The sequence below is a fragment of the Arthrobacter sp. MA-N2 genome (genome assembly GCF_000517125.1).
Classification (GTDB): domain Bacteria; phylum Actinomycetota; class Actinomycetes; order Actinomycetales; family Micrococcaceae; genus Arthrobacter; species Arthrobacter methylotrophus.
Genome location: NZ_KI912155.1, coordinates 81683 through 107000, shown reverse-complemented (window position 1 = coordinate 107000; position 25318 = coordinate 81683). Strand labels below are relative to the sequence as shown.

At 64.3% G+C, this 25318-nt stretch carries 23 protein-coding genes; 14 read left to right on the top strand and 9 right to left on the bottom strand.

Annotated elements, in window-relative coordinates; all coding sequences use genetic code 11:
• Positions 1-57: 57 nt before the first annotated feature.
• Entirely contained in the window at positions 58-822 is a 765-nt protein-coding gene (locus A3M3_RS0100835) for a DedA family protein (RefSeq protein ID WP_028264718.1), read from the bottom strand.
• 209 nt (positions 823-1031) lie between these two features.
• On the opposite strand from A3M3_RS0100835, the gene A3M3_RS0100830 reads away from it, so the two are divergent.
• A complete protein-coding gene (locus tag A3M3_RS0100830) occupies positions 1032-2045 on the top strand; it encodes an exonuclease domain-containing protein (protein ID WP_028264717.1) in 1014 nt (337 codons plus the stop codon).
• A gap of 66 nt (positions 2046-2111) precedes the next feature.
• Positions 2112-2660, top strand: coding sequence for a DUF4395 domain-containing protein (locus A3M3_RS0100825; RefSeq protein ID WP_081736656.1), 549 nt, complete (start codon positions 2112-2114; stop codon positions 2658-2660).
• A 12-nt stretch (positions 2661-2672) separates the two neighbouring features.
• Here A3M3_RS0100825 and A3M3_RS0100820 read toward each other — a convergent pair whose 3' ends face one another.
• Positions 2673-3755: an ADP-ribosylglycohydrolase family protein gene (locus A3M3_RS0100820; RefSeq protein ID WP_028264715.1), complete on the bottom strand. Its 1083-nt coding sequence runs from the start codon at positions 3753-3755 to the stop codon at positions 2673-2675.
• Between the two features lie 168 nt (positions 3756-3923).
• Between A3M3_RS0100820 and A3M3_RS0100815 the strand changes: the two genes are divergently transcribed.
• The 4 genes from A3M3_RS0100815 (at position 3924) to A3M3_RS0100800 (ending at position 10674) form a co-directional block, all read left to right on the top strand.
• A complete protein-coding gene (locus tag A3M3_RS0100815) occupies positions 3924-4871 on the top strand; it encodes an MIP/aquaporin family protein (protein ID WP_028264714.1) in 948 nt (315 codons plus the stop codon).
• 90 nt (positions 4872-4961) lie between these two features.
• Positions 4962-6152: an exonuclease SbcCD subunit D gene (locus A3M3_RS0100810; protein ID WP_028264713.1), complete on the top strand. Its 1191-nt coding sequence runs from the start codon at positions 4962-4964 to the stop codon at positions 6150-6152.
• Positions 6149-9166 carry an AAA family ATPase gene (locus A3M3_RS0100805; RefSeq protein ID WP_028264712.1) on the top strand — a complete coding sequence of 1006 codons (3018 nt, stop codon included), beginning with the start codon at positions 6149-6151 and terminating at the stop codon, positions 9164-9166. The genes A3M3_RS0100810 and A3M3_RS0100805 overlap by 4 nt, the downstream gene beginning before the upstream one ends.
• 113 nt (positions 9167-9279) lie before the next feature.
• Positions 9280-10674: an MFS transporter gene (locus tag A3M3_RS0100800; RefSeq protein ID WP_028264711.1), complete on the top strand. Its 1395-nt coding sequence runs from the start codon at positions 9280-9282 to the stop codon at positions 10672-10674.
• Between the two features lie 191 nt (positions 10675-10865).
• On the opposite strand, the gene A3M3_RS0100795 is transcribed toward A3M3_RS0100800, so the two are convergent.
• Entirely contained in the window at positions 10866-11603 is a 738-nt protein-coding gene (locus A3M3_RS0100795) for an IclR family transcriptional regulator (protein WP_035741168.1), read from the bottom strand.
• Positions 11604-11748: 145 nt separating this feature from the next.
• Between A3M3_RS0100795 and A3M3_RS0100790 the strand changes: the two genes are divergently transcribed.
• Positions 11749-12285, top strand: coding sequence for a flavin reductase family protein (locus A3M3_RS0100790; RefSeq protein WP_028264709.1), 537 nt, complete (start codon positions 11749-11751; stop codon positions 12283-12285).
• A 70-nt stretch (positions 12286-12355) separates the two neighbouring features.
• A complete protein-coding gene (gene hpaB, locus A3M3_RS0100785; RefSeq protein ID WP_028264708.1) occupies positions 12356-13810 on the top strand; it encodes a 4-hydroxyphenylacetate 3-monooxygenase, oxygenase component in 1455 nt (484 codons plus the stop codon).
• Positions 13811-13978: 168 nt separating this feature from the next.
• On the opposite strand, the gene A3M3_RS0100780 is transcribed toward hpaB, so the two are convergent.
• Positions 13979-14632: a phosphoribosyltransferase gene (locus A3M3_RS0100780; RefSeq protein ID WP_197023091.1), complete on the bottom strand. Its 654-nt coding sequence runs from the start codon at positions 14630-14632 to the stop codon at positions 13979-13981.
• A gap of 83 nt (positions 14633-14715) precedes the next feature.
• Between A3M3_RS0100780 and A3M3_RS0100775 the strand changes: the two genes are divergently transcribed.
• Complete coding sequence (locus A3M3_RS0100775; protein ID WP_028264706.1) at positions 14716-15129, top strand: hypothetical protein; 414 nt, start codon at positions 14716-14718, stop codon at positions 15127-15129.
• A gap of 13 nt (positions 15130-15142) precedes the next feature.
• Here the strand turns inward: A3M3_RS0100775 and A3M3_RS0100770 are convergent, their stop codons facing one another.
• The 5 genes from A3M3_RS0100770 to A3M3_RS0100750 all read right to left on the bottom strand — a co-directional run bounded on the left by A3M3_RS0100770 (position 15143) and on the right by A3M3_RS0100750 (position 19951).
• A complete protein-coding gene (locus A3M3_RS0100770; protein WP_028264705.1) occupies positions 15143-15973 on the bottom strand; it encodes an alpha/beta fold hydrolase in 831 nt (276 codons plus the stop codon).
• A gap of 4 nt (positions 15974-15977) precedes the next feature.
• Positions 15978-16307, bottom strand: coding sequence for a biotin/lipoyl-containing protein (locus A3M3_RS0100765; RefSeq protein WP_028264704.1), 330 nt, complete (start codon positions 16305-16307; stop codon positions 15978-15980).
• Positions 16300-17331 carry an alpha-ketoacid dehydrogenase subunit beta gene (locus A3M3_RS0100760; RefSeq protein WP_028264703.1) on the bottom strand — a complete coding sequence of 344 codons (1032 nt, stop codon included), beginning with the start codon at positions 17329-17331 and terminating at the stop codon, positions 16300-16302. The genes A3M3_RS0100765 and A3M3_RS0100760 overlap by 8 nt, the downstream gene beginning before the upstream one ends.
• On the bottom strand, positions 17324-18361 hold the full coding sequence (locus tag A3M3_RS0100755) for a thiamine pyrophosphate-dependent enzyme (RefSeq protein WP_051423268.1): 1038 nt from the start codon (positions 18359-18361) through the stop codon (positions 17324-17326). Before A3M3_RS0100755 ends, A3M3_RS0100760 begins: the two co-directional genes overlap by 8 nt.
• A gap of 207 nt (positions 18362-18568) precedes the next feature.
• Positions 18569-19951, bottom strand: coding sequence for an amino acid permease (locus tag A3M3_RS0100750; protein ID WP_028264701.1), 1383 nt, complete (start codon positions 19949-19951; stop codon positions 18569-18571).
• A 176-nt stretch (positions 19952-20127) separates the two neighbouring features.
• Here A3M3_RS0100750 and A3M3_RS0100745 point away from each other — a divergent pair, with 176 nt between their 5' ends.
• The 5 genes from A3M3_RS0100745 (at position 20128) to nadC (ending at position 25316) form a co-directional block, all read left to right on the top strand.
• Positions 20128-20607: an Lrp/AsnC family transcriptional regulator gene (locus A3M3_RS0100745; protein ID WP_028264700.1), complete on the top strand. Its 480-nt coding sequence runs from the start codon at positions 20128-20130 to the stop codon at positions 20605-20607.
• Positions 20608-20699: 92 nt separating this feature from the next.
• Positions 20700-21419: an NUDIX hydrolase gene (locus A3M3_RS0100740; protein WP_028264699.1), complete on the top strand. Its 720-nt coding sequence runs from the start codon at positions 20700-20702 to the stop codon at positions 21417-21419.
• On the top strand, positions 21416-22723 hold the full coding sequence (gene nadA / locus A3M3_RS0100735) for a quinolinate synthase NadA (protein WP_028264698.1): 1308 nt from the start codon (positions 21416-21418) through the stop codon (positions 22721-22723). The genes A3M3_RS0100740 and nadA overlap by 4 nt, the downstream gene beginning before the upstream one ends.
• 36 nt (positions 22724-22759) lie before the next feature.
• Positions 22760-24433 carry an L-aspartate oxidase gene (nadB, locus tag A3M3_RS0100730; protein ID WP_028264697.1) on the top strand — a complete coding sequence of 558 codons (1674 nt, stop codon included), beginning with the start codon at positions 22760-22762 and terminating at the stop codon, positions 24431-24433.
• The gene (gene nadC / locus A3M3_RS0100725) at positions 24426-25316 is read left to right on the top strand and encodes a carboxylating nicotinate-nucleotide diphosphorylase (protein WP_028264696.1); all 891 of its coding nucleotides are present in this window, start codon (positions 24426-24428) and stop codon (positions 25314-25316) included. The genes nadB and nadC overlap by 8 nt, the downstream gene beginning before the upstream one ends.
• The last annotated feature ends 2 nt before the right edge of the window (positions 25317-25318 follow it).

Genomic DNA, 25318 nt, shown 5'->3' with positions numbered 1-25318 from the left:
GCGGGGTGCCTCTCTCGACAAATCAGTTAGCTCGGTTGGGGGCAGTCAAGCCCTGGCCTAGCGCTCGATGTGCTTGCCGGCTTCGTGTTCTTCGATGAACTCTTGGACGGGTTCTGTTCCACGCTCTGTGGCCTTGCGCTTGGCCAGGAAGCCGCGGATGACCTCGACGGCCACGGGGACCACCGAGAGCAGGACGATGACCACAAAGATGATGTCGAGGTTGTCCCGGACCCACGGCACCTTGTCGCCCAGAAGGTAGCCGAGCAACGTGACGCCGCCGCCCCAGAGCACGGCCCCGATGACGTTGAAGATGAAGAACTTGCGCTTGTCCATCTGCGCGACGCCCACAATCACCGGGACGAAGGTGCGGATGATCGGGACGAAGCGCGCCAGGACCAGGGCCTTGCCGCCGTGCTTTTCGAAGAAGGCGTGTGCGCTCTCGACGTTCTCCCGCTTGAACAGCTTGGAATCAGGCTTGTTGAAGATGGCCGGCCCGGCTTTGGAACCAATGAGATAGCCGCTTTGGTTGCCGATGATCGCAGACACGACAATGAGGGCCGTGAGTGCCCAGATATTGAACTTGATGGTATCCGTGGCGACGAGCAGTCCTGCGGTGAAGAGCATGGAGTCGCCGGGCAGGAAGAAGCCCACCAGCAGTCCCGTCTCTGCGAACACAATGCCGCACACGAGCAGGACGACCCATGGTGCCAAGGCGGGGTCGGCCAGGAAGACTTGGGGGTTCAACCAGTCGGGGAGGAGCGCGGACATGTGCGGCTGCACCGGTCCCGCGCCCACCAAAGTGGATACGGCAAAGTCGTTCATCGCAGAAAGGGTCACCCTTCAAGGGTACGGGACAACCGCCGTCGGGCCATTGAGACATCCGATGGGGCGGAGCAAGCGGCGTGGCAGCGTTCGCGACGCGTTGGGCAAGCTGCAGGTGACCGCGGATGAAGTCTGATCGTTTGCACACACGATGTGGCGACGACCGCGGGTGCGCCGTGCGGATTCGTTTCCACCTGTAACCTTGTCCAGTGGCATTGGACTTTACGGCGATCGACTTTGAAACTGCGAACGGCTTCAGGGGCTCGCCATGCTCTGTCGGCCTGAGCAAGGTCCGCAATGGAGTCGTGGTGGAGGAAGCCTCCTGGATCATGCGGCCACCGGAAAACCATGACCACTTCGAATACCACAACACCCGCATCCACGGCATCCGGGCCGAGGACGTCGCTGGCGCTCCCCGCTTTGGTGAGCTCTTTCCTGAAATAGGGGCATTTATCGGCGGGGATATCCTGGCCGCCCACAATGCAGCCTTCGACCTCGGTGTCATCCGCTCCGGGCTCGAAGTTTCCGGGCTGCCCGGCCCCGCCTACGAGTACGTCTGCACCGTGATGTTGGCCAGGCGCTGCTACTCCTTGGTGTCCAATTCCTTGCCCTACGCAGCCGAAGAAGCCGGCGTGCCCCTCGTGAACCATCACGACGCCGCCGAGGACGCCAGGGCCTGCGCCGGAATCCTGGTGGATATCGCGCAGCGGAACAACGCCAACAGCATTGCCGAACTCTATTTGTCCCTCGGCCTGGCCATACCCAAACAGCAGGCCTTCCAGCCCGGAGACAGCCTGTCCAAGCAGACTCTGGCTGCGCTCGCGGTCGGCGGAGGACGGGACGCGCAAGCCGCTGGCCGGGCCGGCGCCGGCCAGCTTGGGCGGGCTTGGAGCAACTGGCCGGAAGAGGGCACTAATCCGGAGCCCAACCCCGCCGCGGAACCGGGCCACCCCTTGTTCGGCCAAACAGTGGTCTTCACGGGTGAGTTGGCGATTGCCCGGCCCGAAGCGAAACAGCGCGCAGCCGAACTGGGCGCGCGTCCGGAAAGCCGGGTGACAGGAAGGACCACCGTCCTGGTGGTGGGCGACGGCTTTGTGGCCGGCGATCTGCGGAATGGTCGGCTTACCGGAAAAGCAAAGCGGGTTCTGGAGTTGCACAGCCGCGGCCAACAAATCGAGGTGCTCTCCGAAGGGGAGTTCCTACAAATGGTCGGCGGACGCTAGCGAGGCCAAAATTCACACGGAGCAACAAAGCTTCCTGTTGCGTTCCCGCGCTCCTAGCCTTGAGCCATGACACAAGGCAACCAGCCGTACACTGCACGGTTCATCTCAGGGACGCTGGCTCCGGCAGCCACCGGTTGGCGGGCCGTCTTCGCTTTCCCCAACCCGGTCAATGAATACGCCGCGAGGATCACCGCCGGGCTGGTGGTTTTGGCGTCAGTGGCCACCCTCGTGAGCGGCTTTGGCTGGGGACTCGTGCTGATCGCGGCCGGCTTCTGGCTGCGTGTGCTCTTCGGGCCGAGGATCTCGCCGTTTGCGCTGTTGTCCGTCAAGGCGCTGGCTCCCAGGGTGGGTTCAGCCAAACTTGTCCCTGGACCGCCCAAGCGTTTCGCACAGGGAATCGGCGCCGTGCTCAGCACAGCGGCCGCGGTACTGTTTTTCGCCGATTTCGCGCTCGGCGCCTGGATCCTGCTCGCCCTGTTGATTGTGGCTGCGTCCCTTGAGTCCATCTTGGGGTTCTGCCTTGGCTGCGCCATTTTTGGCTTCCTACAGAGGCACGGCCTCATTCCCGAGGAAGTCTGCGAAGCTTGCAACAACATCTCTCTTCGCCGGTTTTGAGCCGATTGCCTTCTAGCCGGCCGTGACAGCAATAAGCCGCTGCGCCATCCCGCGGATGACATCCGGTGCCTCAAGCGCTTCAAGCCAGTCGGAGGGCAAAGCGCCTTCGCCGTGGAAAGCACCCAGGATATTGCCCGCGATGGAGGCAGTGGAGTCGCTGTCGCCGCTGTGGTTCAGTGCCATGGCTATGGCTTGGCGGAAATGGTCCGCCGGATCGGGCCGCGCTTCGGCTGCAGCGGTTGCCAGCACAGCATAGAGCCCGACGGCGAGTGCCTCCTCCGCGACGCAGCCTTCGCCCAGTTGCGCCGTGAGTTCCTCCGGGCTGAGCAAGGTGCCGGTGGACGACAGTTCCAGGGCCTGGCGAAGGCGTTCCAGTAGTTCGGGAGCCGGATTCGGCAATGCGGCCACCACGCTCAACGCATGTTCAGCCGCGGACCGTACATCCGAGCCGGTGGCCAGCCGGTGCACCAGTACGCTGAAGGCGCCCGCACTTTGCCGGGCAGAGGGGTGGCCATGGGTCAAGGACGCGGCATCGGTGCTCAACTTGTAAACCGCAGCCTCGGAGATATGGGGGATCAAGCCAAACGGCGCGGACCGCATCACAGTGCCGCAGCCCTTCGATTCCGGGTTGACGGGGCGGAAGACGGTTCCCATGTCGCCGGTGGCAAGCCCGCTGAGACACGCCTTGCCCGGGTTCCTGCGATGCCGGAGCACATCCTGGCCGTCAATCCAGCGAGGCTGGGGAACGGGCCCCGACGCCGGCAAAGCTACCCCCTGGGTGGCGAGCCACCGTAAGTATGCGAGCCAAAGGCACGCAGTTTCATCGGCAGCCACGCCGTCGTTGGCCCATTCGAGGGCATCCACGAGCCCGTCGACGGTGTACAGCGTCATCTGGGTGTCGTCCGAAAAGTGGCTGCCGCCGTCGAGCTGTCCAAAAGAGGTGAGGCCCGCCGGGCCGAAGCGAGAGCGGATGGTCGCTACGTCGTCGAACTCCACCGCATAACCGAGCGAATCGCCGAGGGCGCCCCCCAACAGGCAGCCGTGTACCCGGGACTCGAAGGACGGCGCAGCGAAGGGGGACGGTTCAGCACTCATAGTGGTAATCTACCGCGGCTGCTTGCCGGGCTTGACCTGGCCCGGCGCTCGCGGTCGCCGTAATCGCGTTGGGCGGCTAGGCTCGGATTCAGGAAGCGTCCAGTCTCGGCTGGCAGGATGCTGCAGGCAAGAGCGCCACCCGAACCTCGAACTAAGGAATCATCCCCCATGACCACCACTGTGTCCGTTCCCTCCTCCCGCGGCCCCCGGCTCCTTGCCCGGGCGTCCGCTGAAGCTCTGGGGACGTTGTTCCTTGTGGTTATTGGCTTGGGCGTGCTCATTTTCATCAATCCACAGGCGGTTCCAATGCCGGCACCGCTGGCAAGCGGCCTTGCCGTTACTGCTGCGATGCTGGCGTTCGGCTACCTGTCGGGCGGCCACTTCAACCCGGCCGTCACGGTTGGCCACGTGATCGCCGGCCGCTTGAAGCCCGTGGATGGAGCCGCGTACCTCGGGGCCCAGATCGTCGGTGGCCTGCTGGGCGCTTTGGCGATTTTCGCCGTCGTGCGGACCGTGCCGGGTATCACGGACAGCCGCACCGTCTTTGACACGGCAACGTCGGGATTCGGTACGCACTCCAGCTTCCAGGTTCCGCTCGCCGGCGTCCTGCTGGTTGAGGTCCTTGGTGCCGCGCTTTTGGTAGGGGTCTTCCTTGGTGTCACGGCGCGACGAAACCCCAACCGGGTCGCGGCACCGTTCGCTGTGGGCCTGACCGTCGCTGTGCTGCTGCAACTGGGCCAGTCCACCGGCAACCTCGCGTTCAACCCCGCCCGTGCCACGGCCTCCGCAGTCTTCAGCTCCAGTTGGGCGCTCGAGCAGCTCTGGCCTTTCTGGGTTGCACCGTTGGTGGGGGCAGCGATCGCGGGTCTCGTCTTCCGCGGGTTCGGTGAATCCACCCCCGCAGCTGCGGTTGCGGTCGAAGAACCCGCAGAACCCTTAGATGCCGATGAATGGGACGAAAAGTCGGACGAAAAGTCCGACGACGGCGCTGACGCCGTGGCGCCTGTTGGCGCGGCCGAGGTTTCCACACCGGCTGCAGGGCCCGCAGCTGTGCCCGCTGAGGCGACGCCCGACGTCGACCCCGCCCGTGATTTCTTCGACGGCAAGCGGGACTGACACAAGAATCCAGCTGTCTGGAAGGCACTCTGACGGCCGGTGCCGCCGCGCCGCACCAATAATGTCCGTGCCTCCGGTTAGCGTGAAAACATGAGGCTTCTTCACACTTCGGACTGGCACCTGGGACGTTCGTTCCATGGCGTCGGGATGCTCGATGCCCAGCGCGACTTTGTCGAGCAATTGCTGGAAGTCGTCCGGGAACGGTCGGTGGACGTCGTGCTGATTGCCGGGGACGTCTACGACCGCGCGCTCCCTGGCCTGGATGTCGTGAAGCTCCTCGACGACGCCCTGGTGCGGATCACCGACGCCGGTGCCAAGGTGGTGCTGACAAGCGGGAACCACGATTCGGCGATCCGGCTCGGTTTCGCCTCACGCTTACTCGAACGCGGGGGAGTTCATCTGCGGACCCGGGTAGAGGATCTTGATTCTCCTATCTTGTTTCCACTGGACGGCAACGAAGACACAACAGCGAGGCCGGATGCCCCGGTGCTGGCCGTCTACGGTATCCCGTATCTCGAACCGAGGCTCGTCGCCGAGCGGCTCGGCACGGAAACCGCGAATCACTTCGACGTCACCCAGGCCGCGGTACAGCTCATCCACGAGGACATCTCGCGGCGACGTGAGACGGGACCTGTGCATTCCGTCGTGCTGGCACACACCTTCGCCAGCGGCGGCATTACCTCGGACAGCGAGCGTGATCTAAGCATCGGTGGTTTGGGGGCAGTCCCCTTGGATCTCTTCGAGGGCTTCGGCTACACGGCCTTGGGCCATCTGCACGGGCGGCAGGAGCTTGCGGAACACGTCCGGTATTCGGGTTCGCCGCTGGCCTATTCTTTCTCTGAAGCCAAGCACCGGAAGGGAGCCTGGCTGGTTGACGTTGGCGTCGGCGGCGTTGAAAACGTTGAGGAAATTCTGTGGAAAGCACCGCGGGAGCTCGCGATACTCCGGGGAAAACTCACCGAACTCTTGGAATCGGAAGAATACCGCTGGGCTGAAGCCGCTTATTGCCAGGTCACTCTGACGGACGCTGCACGGCCCGCGCAGGCCATGGAACAACTGCGTGCCCGGTTCCCTGACACCCTCGTGTTGGGCTTTGATCCTGAAGATGCCGAGGGAAAGGCCAATGTCAGCTATAGCAGCAGGCTTGCCGAAGCAGAGGACGATCTAGGCGTATGCTGCGGCTTCCTTGACCATGTGCGGGCAAGGCCTGGCGACGAAACTGAACTCTCCGCCCTTCGTGAAGCTTTGGAAGCGGTCAGGCTGGAAGGAGCGGAGTTGTGAGAATCCACCGCCTTGAGATGACGGCCTTCGGGCCATTTGCCGGGCTCCAGTCGATTGACTTCGACCAGTTGGGCGCACAGGGTCTGTTCCTCCTGAACGGTGCCACCGGTGCAGGAAAAACGAGTGTCCTCGACGCAATCTGTTTTGCGCTCTACGGCTCGGTGCCAGGCGCGCGTCAGGACGGCAAACGCTTACGGAGCGACCATGCTGAACCGACCGCGGAGCCCAGCGTCGTCTGTGAATTTTCGGCGCGCGGACGGCGCTTCGAGGTCACCCGCTCGCCGGCATGGGACAGGCCCAGTGCCCGTGGCCGCAAAGGCTTCACCACCCAGCAGGCCAAAACGCTTCTCCGCGAACGGGTCAATGGTTCGTGGGAAGAGAAGACTTCCCGCAACGACGAGGCCGGAGTGGAAATCGGGGACGTTCTCGGAATGGACCGGGAGCAGTTCACCAGGGTTGTCATGCTTCCGCAAGGAGATTTCGCGGCGTTCCTGCGCTCCAAGGCCTCCGACCGCCTGGACTTGCTGCAGAAGCTCTTCGGCACCCAGCGCTTTGAAGCGATCGAACAGCAGTTGGCACTCCAGGCAAACGCCGCGCGGGCCAAAGTGCAGGAGAGCGAGAACGAACTCCAATTGCTCCTGCAACGGGCGGAGGCAGAGTTTGCGCAACTCGGCATGGAAGAGTCTGAGGACCTTGCCCTGGTCGCCGACGCGGGTGCGCCCACGAACCAAGCAAGACTCGAGTACCTCGAGCAGCAGGCGCGCCTCGAGTCGGCGGCCCGGCAGCAAGATGCCAGCTCTGCCGAGGCTGCAGCGCTTCAGCTAGCAGACAAGTTCAACTCCGCCCGGGAACGGGTTCAACGGCACGGGAAGCTCGACGCCGCCACGCGCCGACAGCTTGTGCTCGCCGCAGGCGCGGCAGAAGTCCAGGATTTCCGTGACCGCCTGGGACGTCACCGGAAAGCTGCCGTGCTCGGCGGACAGCTCGAAGGCGTGGATCGTGCCACGAAGGCACTTCACCTGGCGGCCTCGAAGGCTGAGTCGGCTACGGCGAAGCTGACTGCAGCGTCCCTGGATGCCAGCGATCCTGCCGCGGCCTTGGCCAGGATTCAGGAAACCACGGCTGTCCTGGAAGCCCGGGTCCCGGACGAACAAAAACTCGAGGACATCACCGCGCGGCTTGGTGCGCTCAACGTGGCGGCAGAGCAGCGCGAATCCTCCAAGGAAGCGCGGTCCCTCGCTTTGGCCGCGGTTCGCGCGGAGGCAACTGCCTTGGAAACCCGGATAGCTCCATTGGAAGCGGCGGCTGCGGAACTGCCCCTGCGCGAAGCCGAGGCGGCTGCAGCGCAGAACACGGTCAAGACCGTAGCCCGTTACACAAGCTCCCTCGAGTCCCTGTCCGTGGCCGGGAAGCGGCACGCATTGGCCCGTGCGCTTTCCCAGGACCTCCGCCAACTCTGGCTGGACCTCCGCGAAACCCGGCTAGCCAATGCCGCCGCCGAGCTCGCCGCCAAACTGCGGGAGGGCGAAGGATGCCCTGTCTGCGGAAGCGTCGAGCACCCTTCCCCGGCAGCGGCCGGGCTGACGGCCTTGGCTCTTGCCCAAGAAGAGCAATCGGCCCGCGAACGCTATGACGCGAGTGAGCACGACCTCCTTCAGGCGGCGGCCGAGCTGGCGGCGGCCGAGCAGGAGGTCGCCGTGCTCGCGGCCGGGGGCGGAGACCTCGATCCGAAGGAAGCCGCTTCGGCGGAGACCGTGGCCAGAGAGGCCCTTGCCTCGGCGCGTTCCGCCGTCGAAGGGCTCAAGCAAGGCACAACGGATCTCAAGCGCGCGCTTGAGCACATTGCCCGATTGGAAGATGAACAACGCCAGGAGGAGACAGCCGCGGCGCAAGCTGAGTCCACCATGGCCTTGCTCGTCGAACAACGTGGGGCGCTGGACTCTGTGCTTTCCGGGCTTCGCGATGGCTTCGGCACATTGCGCGGCCGGATTGAGGCGTTGGACGGGAAACGTGAGCTCCTGCAGCATGCCGTCACCGCCAGCGTGCAGTTGGAACGTGCCCGGGAGGTTTTGGCCGATACTTCCACAGCCCTGGAACGGGCTCTGTCGGTCAACGGATTCGAAACCGCGGAGACCGCCCGGCTCGAAATCCTCGACGAGAAGCACGCCGCACGGCTTGACGAAGCCATCCGGGCGGCCGAGACCGAAAGTGCCCGTCTGGCGGAGCTCTTCGAGTCCGAGGACCTCGTGCTCGCCGCCAAGGAAGCGCGGATCGGAGAGGTGCCGCTGTCCGCCGTCGAGCTCGCCGCCGTCGAACACGAAGCCGGCCATGCGGCGGAAACCGGCCGCCGCCTGGCTCTTGCTGCCGGACTTGCCGCACGGACGGTGGCTACCTTGGCAACGATCCGCTTGCAGTACGAAGAGGCTGCGGCCTCGGGGCGCGGCCCCCGCGAACGCGCCCGGGTTCTCAGCGAGCTCGCCGAAACTGCCAGGGGGGCAGGCGACAACGGCTACAAGATGAGCCTCAACAGCTACGTCCTCGCGGCCCGGCTCGAACAGGTCGCGGCAGCAGCTTCGGAGCGGCTCATCGCCATGAGCGATGGCCGGTACACCCTGCAGCACACCGACGCGAAGGCAGCCAGGGGAGCGAAATCGGGTTTGGGCCTGGAAGTCGTGGATGAGTGGACGGGCCAGCGGCGCGACACCGCCACGCTGTCCGGAGGGGAATCCTTCATGGCTTCGCTCGCGTTGGCTCTGGGGCTCGCGGATGTTGTCCAGCAAGAAGCCGGGGGAGTGGACATCGAAACCTTGTTCGTGGATGAGGGCTTCGGAAGTCTCGACGAGCAGTCCCTCGAACAAGTCATGGATGCACTTGAGGGACTCCGCGACGGCGGAAGGGTCGTCGGGCTGGTCAGCCACGTTGCCGAGATGAAACAGAGAATCAGCAGCCAGCTGCAGGTGATCAAGGGCCGGAACGGCTCCACCGTGCGAATCGTCGACGCCGCAGCGGCTTAGGAGCCGCTCGCCCAGGCCACCCTCAGCAGGCCGTCCGGTATACTCGGGGGGTTACACCGGGTCGCGCGCATCGGGAGGAGGGACGATGCGCACTATTCAGCGAACCCGGAATCATGAACTCCTCTCCACAGAACTCTGCGGCCAGTGCAACGCTTCAGGCCGCCCCGTCATTTCCTGCTTCCCCGGCGCCACGCCGTTCCCGTCTACCGGGACGCTTTGCCCGCTTGCCCGAACTTGCAGGGCGAAACTTCCTGCCGTTGGGACTCTTCGCAAGGCTGCCGCTCGCCATGCTGACTGTTGGCACCCTCACGCTCGTGACCGCTGTCAGCCACTCTTATGCCATCGGAGGCCTGGCGGCCGGAGCCGTCGGAATCGGTTCGGCCCTGGGCGCGCCTGTGCTCGGCTCGCTTGCCGACCGGAGAGGCCAGCGCCCGGTCTTGCTCGTGGCCGCGGCCGTCAATGCAGCCGCAGTGATTGCGTTGCTGGTCGCCGCATACCTGACACCTGATTTCAACGCTCCCACGGACACGCTCGCGATTCTGGTGACGGCGTTCCTCGCGGGAGCAAGTTGCCCGCAGGTCGGTCCCATGGCCCGTGTCCGGTGGATGGCTCTGACCACACGGAACGTGAACTCTGAAGGCGGCACGGCTGCCGTCGGTTCCGGCAGCGCGGCGGCCAGCCGCGCAGACCTGGACACCGCTTTGTCTTACGAGGGAACCGCAGACGAAATCACGTTTGTCCTGGGGCCCGCGCTGGTTGGAATTCTGGCCAGCCTGGTAGCCCCGTGGCTTCCGCTCGCACTGGCGGCCGTGCTCACTGCCACCCTTGTGCCTGCCTTCGCCGTCCATCCTTCACAACTGGCCGTGGTTCCGGCAAAACGCAAAGTGCCCGCCGGCGTCGGGAGCGCCCGCGCGGAACGGAAATCAGCCGTCGGTTCCGTGGCCTGGCTGAGGGTGGCCGTTCCGGTCCTGGCCATGGTTTGCATGGGAACGTTCTTCGGTGCGACACAGAATGCCTTGAGCGCGTTCTCTGCCCAGTTCGCCACGGCGGAGATCGCCGGATTGTTGTATTCGGTCGTGGGGCTGAGCTCGGCAGTCGCCGCGCTTTCCGTTGCCTATTGGCCCCAGCGCTTTGGGCTGGCCATCCGCTGGGTGGTCGCCGCGGTCGCGATGACGGCGTTCTCCCTTCTCTTGTTCCTTCCGGCCGGGATCTGGCCGATGGTCATCGTTCTGTTCGTGCTGGGAATTCCTGTCGGACCCGTCATGGTGACTGTTTTCAGCATTGGGGGAGTGGTTGCGCCGGCGGGTCGCATGGCAACGGTCATGACCGCCCTGGCGAGCGGGATCGTGGCCGGTACGGCCTTGGGTGCCTACCTCGCGGGCCAGTTGGCCCAGACTCAGGGTCCCGCCGCAGCTTTCGTGGTATCCATAGCCGCGTCGGGGGCTCTCCTGGTGCTCGGCATCGTTGCCGGACTCGTCCTCCGCCGCAAACCGAGCCCCCAAGGATAGCTCCTCGACCCCCAGCCGCCCGCCCCCAGCCGCCCGCCGCCCGCCCCGAACCCACCCCCGCCGTCGACGCCCGCTCACTTTTGGGTCCCTTTTTGGAAACCCTCGCTCACGTCTTTGTGAATTGCTGCAGGAGGATTTCCGATTTTGGCGCTAAAGGTGAGCGAGCGTCGGAACCAGCGGCAGACGGGTCTTTACGCCAGCTGGTTTTCGATACGGGCCGCGCTCGCGGCCAGGGCTTCGCCGACGGCGGCCTGGTCCTGTTCGCGGCGGATATAGACGACGGCGATCGCCGCGGGCCGGCCGCCGGGCACCTGGATGGGGGCGGCCAAGGACGACAGCCCTGTGATGACTTCGTCGTGGCTTGCCGCGTAGCCGAGTCGACGCGCTTCGGCTGCCTCGCGCCGATAGGGCAAGCCTGGAGCACGGACGGCCCATTCTTCCTCGCTCATAGTCGACTGGATGGCGATTCCCGGGGCTCCGATGTTCACGGGGTGGCGAGTCCCGGGGTGCTGTGCCAGAGTCGCGGGCGAGTGGCGCGGCTCAACGGTGACCAAGGTGACGCAGTCCTGATGGTCCCAGATCGCCACGAAGGCCGTCATGTTCAGGGCGTTGGCAAGCTGGGTCAGCTCAGGCAGCGCGGCCGTCTGGAGGTCACGGGAAACCCCGCGCGCCAACACTGCCAGGCCAGGGCCGGGCTGGACACGGCCCGCGTCGTCGCGTATCAGTAAGGAATGGTCCTCCAGTGTGCGCAGGATCCTATAGGCCACAGAGCGGTGAACGCCTAAGGCGCCGGCAAGTTCCGCAATGGTCAGGGAGCGTTCGGCGGCGGCCAGGATTTCCAAGGCTTGGATTCCGCGGGAGAGGGTCTGCGACGGCGAGACTGTCGCCGTCGTTTCTTTCAGATCCTTCGCGGCACTGGGAGACTTCATGGGCTCCATCCTATGTTGGCATTTAACACGGCTGAGCCGTCGTCTTGTGCTCTGGGACGTAAACGACTATGGTTCTTTATGAGAATTTATTGTTCAAATATAGAACAAGTTCACATATAGAACAATCTCCAAGCAGGAATCAACGATGATTGCCAAGTCCAGCCGGAATGCGGAGCCCGGCCCCTTCAGCCGTACTGCGCGGACACGGGCACTTCATTTCCGCGGCAGTCTGGGCCGCTTTGCCACAGGTGTGGCCATTGTGACCTTCGACGGTGCCACCAGGCGGCACGGCATTACTGTCAATTCCTTCACGTCGGTGTCCATGGAGCCGCCACTGGTCCTCGTCAGCATCGCCCGCACAGCGAGGGCCCACGACGAGCTCGCTGGGCGGCCGTTCACCGTCAACATCCTGGGGGCGGAACAAAAGCAGCTCGCCCTCCATTTCTCGGGCCGCCCCGGGCCGGAACCACTGTGGGTCGAAGGCGGCACGGCGCCTCGGCTATCCAACGTCCTGGCTTATTTCGAATGCAAGCCATGGGCCGCTTACGACGGCGGAGACCACACCCTCTATGTAGGCGAGGTGGTGGACTTCAACTACCGCAACGGCGATGCGCTCGCTTTCGCCAACAGCGCCTTCACCACCATCCCGGAAAGCCAATTAGGAATGGAGGATCTTCTCTAGTGGCCGCGGCCCGTCCACGGCGCATCCATCATGCAATGCCGCTTCAGCTCAACCCCTCTTGGAGACAACCATGGGAATCCGGACCGGACAGCAATACCTGGACAAACTCAACTCAATGACCCCGCACGTCCTGATCGACGGCGAAATGGTCACCGGGAAGATCGCAGACCATCCCTCCTTCAGGAACGTGGCCCGCACGTACGCGAAGCTCTTCGACATGCAGCATGACCCGAAGTATGCGGATGCCCTCACCTACGAATCCCCGACGACGGGTGACCAAGTGAGTGCCTCGTTCCTGGTGCCGCGCAGCAAGGCGGACCTCGAGCATCGGCACGCGGCCATCCGTACCTGGGCCGAGTACTCCCATGGATTCCTGGGCCGGACCGGCGACTACATGAACGGAGCCCTTACGGCGCTCGCCGCCGCGGAAAAGTGGTTTGCCCAGGCCGATCCGATGTTCGGCGAAAACATGCGCAAGTACTACGAGCATTGCCGCGAGAACGACCTCCTGGCCACACACACCCTGATCCCGCCGCAAGTCAACCGCTCGGTGTCCGGTTCCGAACAGCTCGGCGGGCAACTCTCGGCCAGGGTAGTCGAGGAACGGGAGGACGGAATCGTCGTCCATGGCGCTCGTATGCTCGCCACTATCGCTCCGATTGCCGACGAACTCCTTGTTTTCCCTTCGACCCTCCTTCGCTCGACGCCTGAGGATGCTCCCTATTCCTACGCCTTCGCGCTCCCGAATGACGCTCCGGGAATGCGTTACCTTTGCCGCACCTCCCTCTACAACGGCGGCGGCATCCACGATGAGCCGCTCGCGAGCCGTTACGAGGAAATGGACGCCGTGGTTGTTTTCGATCATGTGTTCGTCCCCAACGAGCGAATCTTCATGCTCGGCCATCCCGAACTGTGCAACGCTTTTTACTCCGAGACCGGCGCAGGAGCCCTGATGACCCACCAAGTGGTCACGAGGACCATCGCGAAGAGCGAGTTCTTCCTGGGCCTTGCTTCGGAGATTGCCGCATCGATCGGGATCGACGGATTCCAACACATCCAGGAAGACCTCGCGGAGCTGATCGAGACCGTTGAAATCGGCAAGGCCCTCATGGTGGCGGCGGAGGCCCAGGCTGCCCCGAGTCCGGATGGCGTGTTCCTGCCGCATTGGCCCACATTGAATGCGGCCCGTAACTGGTATCCCAAGGTTGCCCAGCGTTTCCCGGCGATCATCCGCAAGTTTTCGGCGTCCGGCCTCATGGCCCTACCGGGTGAAGCGGACGTCGCCAGTGAGGCATTGCCGGACATCGAGTTGTACATGCAGGCGAAGACACTGACAGGACCGGAGCGCGTCCGACTCTTCAAGCTTGCCTTCGATGCGAGCATTTCCTCGTTCGCCGGGCGCCAGGCTTTGTACGAGTACTTTTTCTTCGGCGATCCCGTTCGTATGGCGGGCGCCCTTGTCAGCAGCTACAACCGTGAGCCGGCCCGCGCCCGCGTTCGCGAATTCCTCGAACGGACAGACTGAACGCGCCACGGCGCGGACGACGACTGCAGCCGACCGCCGTCGTCCGCAACTCCGACGCCCGCTCAGCTATGATCGGAACGATCGCAACCCTCATGCAGAAGATGTGCAGGAGGGTGCGCCCTTCCGGCCTTAAAGGTGAGCGAGCGTCGGAATTCCGGCAGATACCGGCTACGCAGCCCGCTCCAAAAGCCGCACAGCGTCGTCGTCGGTCAACTGCTCGAAGTGTTCGTAGAACGCCCCAACCGCGTGGAACCTGCCCGGCGTGTGCAGGCACATCACGAAGTCGCACACCCGGCTGATGGACGCCTGGGCTTCGAGTGATGCCACGGGAACGGCTGCCACCACGGTCCCCGCTCCGCGTGCGCGGACTGCCTCGACGGCGGCGCGCATCGTCGCTCCCGTGGCGAGGCCGTCGTCGACAAGGACCACGGTCTTGCCCGAGAGGTCTACGTTGACGCCGGGATAGGTTTTCACGCGCCGCAGGAGTTCGCCCCGCTCGCTCGTTTCCACCGCGTCGAGAGATGCCTGGCTGATTCCGTGCTGCGCCATGCGTTCGGCGAGGGGCCGGTTCACGATGCGGACGATTCTGCCGCCGGACCAGGCGAGGGCGCCGAACGCGGTTTCTTCGCGCCCCGGGATACCAAGTTTGCGCACCAGAATGGCGCCAAGTGGCTGGTCGAGCTCGACGGCGGCCGCGGCCGCCACAGGAATCCCACCACGGGCGAGGCCCAGAAGGATGGTGTCCGGCCGGTGCCGGAGTTGCGGAAGCCCGGCTGCCAAACGGCGACCGGCATCTGCGCGGTCCTTGAAGCGCATGCCCATTCGACCCACTTCCACGTAATCCGGCGCTGAATCCAGCCTACCGTCCTTGCCGCGACAGGCTCCCCGCTGTCACGATGGGCCATGTGAACAAGCCGATCGGTTATTGGACCAAACGCCTGGACGCCGCCTTGGAAACGCATCTGGACAGGACACTGGCGAGGTTGAAACTCAGTCGGCGGCAGTGGCAGGCCATTAATGTCCTGGCCGAGACGCCCCTCAGCCCCGAGGACCTCGACGGCGTCCTCAGCCCTTTTTGGGGCGGTGACACGCGGCGCCGCGAAAGCGAACTCGCCGCGCTGGTGGGCCGCGGAATGATCATCATGGTGGATGATCGCATCAGTCTCAGCGAACTGGGCCACGCGAAACAGGCCGAAGCCCAAAGACTTGTCGAGGATTCCCGCCGGGAACTTTCCATGGGGATCGGCATCGACGAGTACGCCATGGCCCTCAGCGTGCTGGAACGCATGACCCGCAATGCGGAGCGGTTGGCACGGTAGAGCCGGGAGCGCCTTAGACGCCGAGGAACGCCACCGTAGCGTCTTTGAACACCCTGCTGGTGACGGCGTTGCCATGGTTCCGTCCAGGAATGAGCAATTGTTCCACCATGCTCCCCGCACGGGACGCGATTGCGGCAAGCTCGGGCATGGTGCTTGCCCGCTCGTCCTTTTCACCGGCGACCAGCAGCATCGGCATGTGGGGCACGGCTTCGGCGGGATCGTAGGGTTCGCCCTTGATGGCCTCGATCAGTGACAAGAGCGCAAACAGATCGTTGCTCGGCAAGAGCTGCGCCATTTTAAGCAAGCCTGCCGTGGACGCGTCTTCAATCGGCGTCCCGTCCGCGAGGTAGCGCTGGGCGGCCACGAGGTCGAAGGATGCCAGTGGGTCTTCCTTGTTCGGGCCACCCAATACCAAGCGGTGCACGAGTTCGGGCTGGGTTGCTCCGAACTCCCAGGCGAGCCGGGATCCCAAGGAATAGCCAACGACGTCAAGCCCGCTCGATGGGTCGCCGTCGCGCACAGGGCGCGCCCCGGCGTCGGCCACTATTTGGAGCAGGTCCGCGCGGATCCGGCTGGGGGTGTAGGAGTCCAGGTCTTCGGGCGAAGCGCTCCGGCCATGTCCTGGGAGGTCTATGGTGATCACGCGCCGACCGGCGGACCGAAGAGTGGAAATCCACCCCGTGTCGCCCCAATTGAGTTTGCTCGACGAGGAGAAACCGTGCAGCAGCAGGACGGGACGCAACCCGGCGTCGGTGCCTTCGGCAGGCTCATGGACCTCCACGAAAATATGGGGATCCGTTCCTTCCACGGTGTGGATGTGCTCTCCTGTGTGCCTGCCGCTCATCGTGTCAGTCCTCATCGAGTACGGCGCTCAGGCGGACCCGGCGCTTCGGTGCTTCATCCTTCGGAACCGTGCCCACGATGCCCGCAGTATTGTCCGGCACCTCGAACACCACCAGCGGCTCGCCGACGTTGATGGTCTCGCCCGGCGCGCCGTGGATACGGATCACTTTACCCGCCTGCGGGCTTGGCAACTCGAGCGCTGATTTAGTCGTTTCCAGTTCTACGAGGGGCTGGTTCCGTTCCACCTGATCGCCGGGGGAGACGAGCCAGTCCAGCACGGTCGCCTCGATGAGGCCTTCGCCGAGATCGGGCAGGGGGAAGCTGATTTCAGCCACGTCGATACTCCAGTACTCGTTGGATCCCCAGAAGGATGCGGTCAATGTTCGGAATGTATTCGTCCTCCAGATCACCGGAGGGGTAAGGCACGTCGAATCCGGTGACCCGCTCGACCGGCGCTTTGAGGGTGTCGAAGCAGCTTTGCGTGATCAGTTGGGCGACTTCCGCGCCGAGTCCGGAAGTCAGCGGAGCTTCGTGCACGACGACGGCGCGCCGCGTCTTTCCGACGGACGTCGCCAGTGTTGCGGCGTCGATCGGCTTGAGCCAGCGCAGGTCGAGGACTTCGACGTCGATTCCGTCCTCCGCTGCGAGTTCGGCAACCTGCAGGCATCGGGCCACCATGGCGCCCCAAGCGACGAGGGTCAGGTGGCGGCCCGGGCGGACAATGCGGGCGCCGGTGAGGGTGCCCCCGTGGGCTGTGTCGACGTCGCCCTTCTGCCAATAGCGGGACTTGGGTTCCATGAAAATCACCGGGTCAGGTCGCGAGGCAGCGTACTTGAGCAGGTGATAGGCGTCATGCGGGTCCGACGGCGAGACAACCTTCAGGCCGGGAACGTGCGCGAAGAGCGCCTCAAGGCTTTCGCCGTGGTGTTCGGGGGCGCGGATGCCGCCGAAGCTGGGCACCCGGAGCGTGATCGGCATCGGCAGGGTGCCGCGGCTGCGGTAGTTCATGCGGGCGATCTGGCACACGATCTGGTTGATGGCGGGATAGGCGAAGCCGTCGAACTGTACTTCCGGAATCGGGTGGAAGCCTGCCATGGCCAGCCCTACGGACATGCCCAGTATTCCCGATTCCGCGAGCGGCGTGTCGAACACGCGGGTGTCTCCGTGCTTTGTCTGTAGGCCGTCGGTGATGCGGAAGACTCCGCCCAATTGGCCACAGTCCTCACCGAAAACAAGCGTCTTTGGATCGGCGGAAAGGATCTCGTCCAGGGCGCGGTTGAGTGCCTGTTGCATGGAGAGTTGAGTTAGCCGGGCCTCCATGGGTGCCCGGGCTTCAAGGGTGGCGGTGCTCTCAGACATGTTCGGACTCCTCGCGCCAACGGGTGGCCTGATTTTCAAGGGCGGGGGTGGTTTCCTGGAAGACGAAATCGAACATTTCGTTGCCGGGCCGGGGGCCGAGGGCTTCAATTCCGGTGCGGATTGCTTCCTCTTCTGCCCGCGCGGCCTCGTGGGCGGCGGCGAAGAAGGCCTCGTCGGCTACGCCTTCGGCCAGCAATCGCTCGCGGAGGCGTTCCAGTGGGTCCACACCGGCGTCGATGCGCTCGTTGTCGAGGCTCCGGTACCGGCCCGGATCGTCGGCGGTCGAATGCGGCCCGCGGCGGTAGGTCATCGCTTCGACCACCACGGGGCCGTTTCCTTGGCGGCAATGGGCGAAGGCATTGCGGGTGGCTTCATACACGGCGACCACATCGTTGCCGTCCACCTGAATGCCCGGGATGTCGTAGCCGGCGGCCCGGGCAGCGACCGAGCCGCCGGCCACTTGCCGCTCGGTGGGCACGGAAATCGCCCAGCCGTTGTTCTGGATGAAGAAGACGACCGGCGCTTTCATGACGGCGGCAAAATTCATGGCTTCATGGACGTCGCCTTGCGAGGAGGCGCCGTCGCCGAAGTAGCTGAGGGCCACGCCTTGCTCGCCGCTCAGGGTTTGGCCGTGGGCCCAGCCGACGGCATGGAGCACCGAACCTGCAACCACGGCCTGGATGGGCGCGAGGCGGCTTGCCAGGGGATTGTACATGCCGCCGTGCCACGTTGCCTTGTGGGTGGACATGTACGCCACCATGTCCACGCCCATGGCCCTCGCGACGCCCATTTCACGGTACGTCGGAAAGGCGAAGTCGCGGGCCGTGTCGAGGGCGTAGGCGCTCCCGACCTGGGCTGCTTCCTGGCCGAGTTCCGGAGCATAGCCGGGGATGATTCCCTGGCGCTGCCACGCGACGGCAGAGGTATCCAGGTATCGAACGGCAGCCATCAGGGAGTAAAGCTCCCTGAGCTGTCCAGGGCCGAGGGGCTCAGTGTCGGTTGTGGCCACAGCGGGAAGAATTGAGTCCATGGACGTGACCGTAGTCACCGTCCGGACAATGGGCAATCCGCCTATTTACGCCTAGTCAAACTGCCAAGAACTGTCAGCTATCCGGAGGGAAGGCGTGACAGTTTGTGCACCCTTCCGCCCACCCAACTGACTGACATTTATTGTCGTTATGAGGGCTCAAAACGACGTTAAATGCGAGTTAGTTGGGTGGGCAGAGAGCTGGGCGGATCAAGCGCTTCGTGCAGCTTTGGCTTTGGCCTTGATCCGGCAGGCGATAGCGATACCGGCGACGAGTAGGAACGTACCGATCAACTGACCGGCGCTCTCGGCATTTGAGAAGCCCACCACGAAGATGACCGCAAGCAACGCCAATCCGAAGAGGGTGAGGAAGGGGAAGCCCTTCATGCGGAGGGGCAACTCCGTTCCTTCGCGGTCGGCGCGGCGGCGGAGGATGAACTGGGACACGAGTGCGGTGCCCCAGACCACGAGGCAGGTGGAGCCCACAAGGTTGAGCAAGGCCGGGAGTACGTGGTCGGGGAACAGCAGTTCCAGGATCGTGGCGATGAAGCCGAATGCAACGGAAACCCCGACGGCGGCCATGGGCACCCGAGCGCCGCGAAGCCGCGACAGGAAAGCCGGTGCCTCGCCGCGTTCAGACAAGGAGAAGACCATGCGAGAGGCGCCGTAGAGGTTCGCGTTGAGCGCCGAGAGCAGGGCCACAACGGCAACAAGCGTGATGGCTGTGCCAGCTCCCGGGATGCCGGCAAGGTTCAGGACACCGGCGAACGGCGACTTCAATGCCTCTGAGTCGGAGGGCAGGACGGCTGCAATAACAAAGACCGAGCCGATGTAGAAGACCAGGATGCGCCACACCACCGTACGGATGGCTTTGCCCACGCTTCGTACCGGATCCTGCGTCTCCGCCGCCGCCACGCTCACTATTTCCGTCCCCCCGAAGGCGAAAATCACCACGAAGAGTGCCGTGGCAATTCCAGACCAACCAGACGGGGCGAAGTTGCTCGTGAGGTTTCCGAGGCCGGGGGAGGTCAGTCCCGGCAGCCAACCAAACAGCAAAGCCGCACCGATAACCAGGAAAGCGACTATGGCCGCGACCTTCAGGATGGCGAACCAGAACTCGAACTCGCCGAAGTTGCGTACCCCGGCGAGGTTGATCGCGGTGAACGCCACCATGAAGACCAAGGCGAGCGCCCACACCGGAACGACTGGCCAGACAGAGAACAGCAGCCCGGCCGCGCCGAGTGCCTCCGCGGCAATGACGACTACCAGCTGCAGCCACCAAAGCCAGCCGACGGTTGACCCGGCCGTCTTGCCCATGGCCTTTTCCGCGTACACAGAGAAAGCGCCGCTATTGGGGTTGGCCGCCGCCATCTCGCCCAGGGCCCACATCACCAGGATGATCAGGGTGCCCGCCGCTAGATAGGAGATGAGCACGGCCGGGCCGGCCGCATGGATCCCTGCGCCCGAGCCGAGGAAGAGACCTGCGCCGATGGCACTGCCCAGGCCCATCATAGTGAGCTGGCGCGGCTTCATTGCGTGGCCGAGGCCATGCGAAGGAATGGTTGGTCGAACAGCGGTGGACTTCGTTGTCATTCGTGTTTGCCTTCTTGTGGATGGTTTCTCGGCGGGTCCTCATGGGACTTATCGAATTTACCGCTTCCGAAGGAAAGTGGCGAAAAACACCCATGAGAGAATGCTTACAACTTGGTGCAGCATGTGGGAATCAAGTGCCAATATGTTCAGCTCATGGGTGGAAGTAGGAAAAACTGGTGGCTGTTGACGAGCTGGATGCCAAGATTGTTCGTTTCTTCACGGACTCTCCGCGAGCCTCCGTCCTTGAGGCATCCCGCGTCTTGAAGGTCGCCCGCGCTACGGTCCAGTCCAGGCTTGACCGGATGGCCGAACGCGGAGTCGTGGCTCCTTGGGTTCCGCAGCCTGACCCTGCCGGTTTTGGGTATCCGGTGGTGGCCTTCTGCTCACTGACCATCAATCAGGACCTGGGGCACGACGCCGTCGTCGAAGCCCTGGCCGCCATCCCCGAATTGATTGAGGTCCACACCGTTTCCGGCAGTTCGGATCTGATGGTGCGGGTGGTGGGCAAATCGAACTCGGACTTGCAGCGCGTGCTGGACAAGCTCATCGCCACCAAGACGGTGCTCCGCTCCTCGTCGGTGATCGTGCTGAATACCCACTTCCAAGGCCGCACCTTGCCTTTGCTGGAAGCTGCGGCCAAGGAGGATGTGAGCTGAAACATTTGGACACCGTCCGTTGACAGTCGTACCATTAGTTCTAGTCATATTGACTATAACTAATTTTCCAGTTCCAACGGCAAAGAAGCGGGGTGAACACCGTGTACGCCAACTCCGCGAACGTCGCAGAGCGCAGGCTCGCACCGCCGTCGTTGGCTATTTCCACGGTGATTTTCGCGCTCCGCCCGAGTGAACGCTCCGGGCGCCCGACGCTGTGGCTGCCGCTGGTGCGGCGTATCCGCGAACCGTTCAAGGGAATGTGGGCGCTCCCCGGTGGGCCGCTGCAGCATGACGAGTCCCTTCAGGATGCCGCGTCCCGGAACCTGCGTGAGACAACAGGGCTAGCGCCTCAATACCTCGAACAGCTCTACGCCTTCGGCGGCCTGCACCGCTCGCCTGCCCAACGGGTCGTCTCGATTGTCTACTGGGCCTTGGTCCAGCCCACGGAAGCCGCACTGGCGGACGAATCCGAGAATGTCCGCTGGTTCCGCGCCGACAGGCTTGCGGAGCTGGCCTTCGATCACAATGCGATAGTGGACTACGCCCTGTGGCGGCTGCGCAACAAGATGGCCTACGGGTCCATCGCCTATCACTTGCTGGGTGAGTTCTTCACCCTGGCACAGGTCCGCGAAGTCTACGAGGCTGTCCTGGACCGCCAATTGGATCCGGCGAATTTCCGCCGGCAAATCAAGGGAACGCCGGAGATCGAAGAGACCGGTGAATACCTCCAGGGCGGAAAACACCGCCCGCCCCGCCTCTACCGCTTCACCGGCACGCCCGGACTCGGGCCAGACAACAGGAGTACACCATGAGCAGCGTCAACACAGCTATCCAGCTGATCACGCGGGAAGAAGCCGAGAGCGGCCGTTCCGCGGCCGGCTCAACGTGTAGCCCCGCTCTGGCCAAGGGGCCGTGGGAGTACGACCTCGCTGAGGACCTCGCCGGCGTCCCCGCGTACGGGCCCGGCGCCTCAAGCTCCGACGCCGCTCCCAAGGCCACGCCCCGCCAAGGCCAATTGCCTGAAGAGTACAAGGTGGCCAGCGACGCCGAGCTCGACGCCCGCATCCGCGCCGCCAAAGAGACACTGGGGGACCGGGCCGTCATCCTGGGACACTTCTACCAGCGCGACGAAGTGATCCAGTACGCGGATTTCGTGGGGGACTCCTTCCAGCTGGCCAACGCGGCCCTGACCAAGCCCGACGCCGAGGCCATCATCTTCTGCGGTGTGCACTTCATGGCTGAAACCGCGGATATCCTGTCCAGCGAAGGCCAGGCCGTGATCCTGCCGAACCTGGCCGCAGGCTGCTCCATGGCGGACATGGCGGACGAGGACTCGGTCGAGGAATGCTGGGAGCAGCTCGAAGAGCTCTTCGGCAGCGCCCCTGATTCCGAAGGCCGGGCGCAGGTCATCCCGGTGACCTACATGAACTCATCGGCGGCATTGAAGGCCTTCTGTGGCCGCAACGGCGGCATTGTCTGCACGTCCTCCAACGCCAAGACGGTGCTCGAATGGGCCTTCGAACGTGGCCAGCGTGTGCTCTTCTTCCCGGATCAACACTTGGGCCGCAACACAGCCAAGGCCCTCGGCGTGCCGCTGGAACAAATGCCCATGTGGAATCCCCGCAAGGAGCTCGGCGGTAATGACGAGCAGACCCTGCAGGATTCCCGCGTCATCCTTTGGCACGGCTTCTGCTCGGTCCACAAGCGCTTCAACGTGGGCCAGATCGAGAAAGCCCGTGCTGACTTCCCGGGCGTGAACGTCATTGTGCACCCCGAATGCCCCATGGAAGTTGTTGATGCCGCGGACGGCGCAGGTTCCACAGACTTCATCAAGAAGGCCATCGCCGCTGCTACTGAGCCCACCACTTTTGCGATCGGCACCGAGATCAACATGGTGAACAGGCTTGCCGCGGAAAACCCGCAGCACACTATCTTCTGCCTGGACCCGGTGATCTGCCCTTGCTCCACGATGTACCGCATCCACCCCGGCTACCTTGCCTGGGTTCTTGAGGAACTGGTGGAAGGCCGTGTGGTCAACCGGATCACGGTGGACGACTCGGTCAAGGACAATGCCAAGATCGCCCTCGAACGGATGCTGGCCGCACGCCCGCTCTAGGCCATACCCCCATCAACCAGTCGAATTGAGGCTGACATGACTGCAGAACGCTTCCCGGGCGCTTCGGCGCGGCGGCGACTCGTCGTCGTCGGGAGCGGTATCGCCGGACTCTATTCCGCGCTGCTCGCCGCCGAGGCCGGTGCGGATGTTGTCCTGCTCAGCAAGGGCGCGCTGGCTGACAGCAACACGTTCTTCGCACAGGGCGGGATTTCGGCAGTACTGGAGGAACCCGCACCCGGCGACACGGTCGCTTCGCACATTGCGGACACACTCAAAGCCGGGGCGGGCCATTGCGATGAGGAAGCCGTGCGGGTGCTGTGCACCGAAGCGCGCCTGGATATCTTGGGGCTGGAGCGTTTCGGTGTCCGTTTTGACGCGGACGACGACGGCGAGCCCGCCTTGGGGCTCGAAGCCGCCCACTCCGCCCCCAGGATCCTGCACGCCGGTGGAGACGCCACTGGCGCGGAGGTCGCCAAGGCGCTTATCCTCGCGGTCCTCGACGCACAGGAAGCGGGGACGATCCAGGTGCTGGGACATGCGCAGGCCGCTTCCCTGATCCAGTCCGAGGGACGCGTGACGGGTGTTGACTTCCTGCGGAACGGACGTGCCGAAAGCGTCTACGGCGATGCCGTGCTTCTTGCCACGGGCGGGGCAGGGCAGCTGTTCGCCCAGACCACCAACCCTTCGGTAGCGACGGCTGACGGCCTCGCGCTTGCGTGGCGCGCTGGAGCGGAGCTCGCAGACCTCGAGTTCTTCCAGTTCCACCCGACGAGCATGGTGTTGTCTGCTGCCCGGGGCCGGGACCACACCGGCGCAGATCCGCTCCTCATTTCCGAAGCGGTCCGCGGTGAAGGCGCCGTTCTGGTGGACGCCAACGGCCGGCGATTCATGCCCGACTACCACCCGGACGCGGAACTTGCCCCGCGCGACGTCGTCTCCCGCAGCATCGCGCTCCACCTGGCTTCACTGGGCGATCCCAACGGGCACGTCTTCCTTGACGCCCGGGTCGTCGAAGCGAACAAGGGGGAGGGATTCCTCGAGAAGCGCTTCCCCACGATCAGCGCCAGGACCCGTGACGCCGGCGTCGACTGGACACGCGAGCCCGTTCCGGTGGCACCGGCCGCGCATTACTGGATGGGCGGCGTGGTCACCGATCTGCACGGCCGCACCTCCGTGCCCGGGCTGCTTGCCGCCGGCGAAGTCGCCTGCACCGGAGTCCAGGGCGCCAACCGCTTGGCCAGCAACTCCCTGCTTGAAGGACTTGTGTTCGGGCGCCGGGCAGTCGAGGGTTTTCTGGGCGAGTTGCCGTCGAATGGTGGGTTGACCGACTCGCCAGATCCCACGGCGTCGGCCGAGGCACTCGCTTGGCAGCCTGAGCTTGTCCCCGAGCCCTTCAGCCGTCCCGCCCTTCGTCGGCTGATGACTGCCAAGGCCGGGGTTCTCCGGACCGGGGGGCTGCTCCGGGAGGCGGCTGAGGCACTCAACGCCTGGGCCGACGTCGTGCTTCCCCGGAACGTGCCGGATTCTGTGGATCCGCGCGAGCATGAGGACGCTAATTTGCTTCTGGCCGCGCAGCTGTTGGTGCAGGCGGCGGGAGCGCGGCGGGAGTCGCTGGGGGCGCATTACCGGAGCGACGCCGTCGAAACCCCACGCGAAGCAATTGTTCGAAGATACACGATCCGCCGGAAAGCGAGCCTCGTCAATGACTAGCCTGACCCTCCCCGCAGCACCTGTCCGGGACATTCTGGAGCGTGCTTTCGCGGAGGACGCGCCGAGCGGGGACATCACCTCACAATTGCTCATCCCCGCCGAAGCCCGGGCAACTGCCGTTCTCAATGCCCGGGTGCCCGGCGTCTTCAGCGGCGGAACGGTGTTTCGCGACGCCATGCTGCTCATCGATCCGGACACCGAAGTGGATTTGCTGCTGGCGGACGGAGAAGCGTTCGACGCCGGAGCGCACCTCGCGCGGGTCAGCGGCCGGGCGCGCTCGGTGTTGCTCGCCGAACGCGTCGGGCTCAACCTTGCCCAACGAATGAGCGCCATTGCCACCAAGACAGCGGAGTTCGTGAAGCTGGTCGACGGCACCAAGGCCCGCATCACCGACACCCGGAAGACTACCCCGGGGCTGCGGGTGCTTGAACGCTACGCCGTACGTTGCGGCGGGGGAGCCAACCACCGCTACAGCCTGTCCGATGCGGTTCTTGCCAAGGACAACCATTTGGCCGTGATGACCGGAGGTGACTCGGCCAAGCTGACGGCCCTGCTGAAGGCCGCCAAAGCCCAACTGGGCCACACCACGCATTTCGAGGTGGAAGTTGACCGGGCCGAGCAGATCGAACCGGTGCTCGCGGCCGGGGTAGACACCATCATGCTGGACAATTTCTCCCTCGAGGAACTCCGCGCCGGCGTGCAGCAAGTGGCTGGGCGCGCCGTCGTCGAAGCGAGTGGCAACGTCAATATCAAGACGGTGGCGGAGATCGCCGCTGCAGGAGTTGATGTCATTTCGATCGGCGGACTCACACACAGTGTTATCGCGCTGGACCTGGGCTTGGATGTGACGCTGGACGTCACGCCCTCCTCGGGTCTGGGCTGATG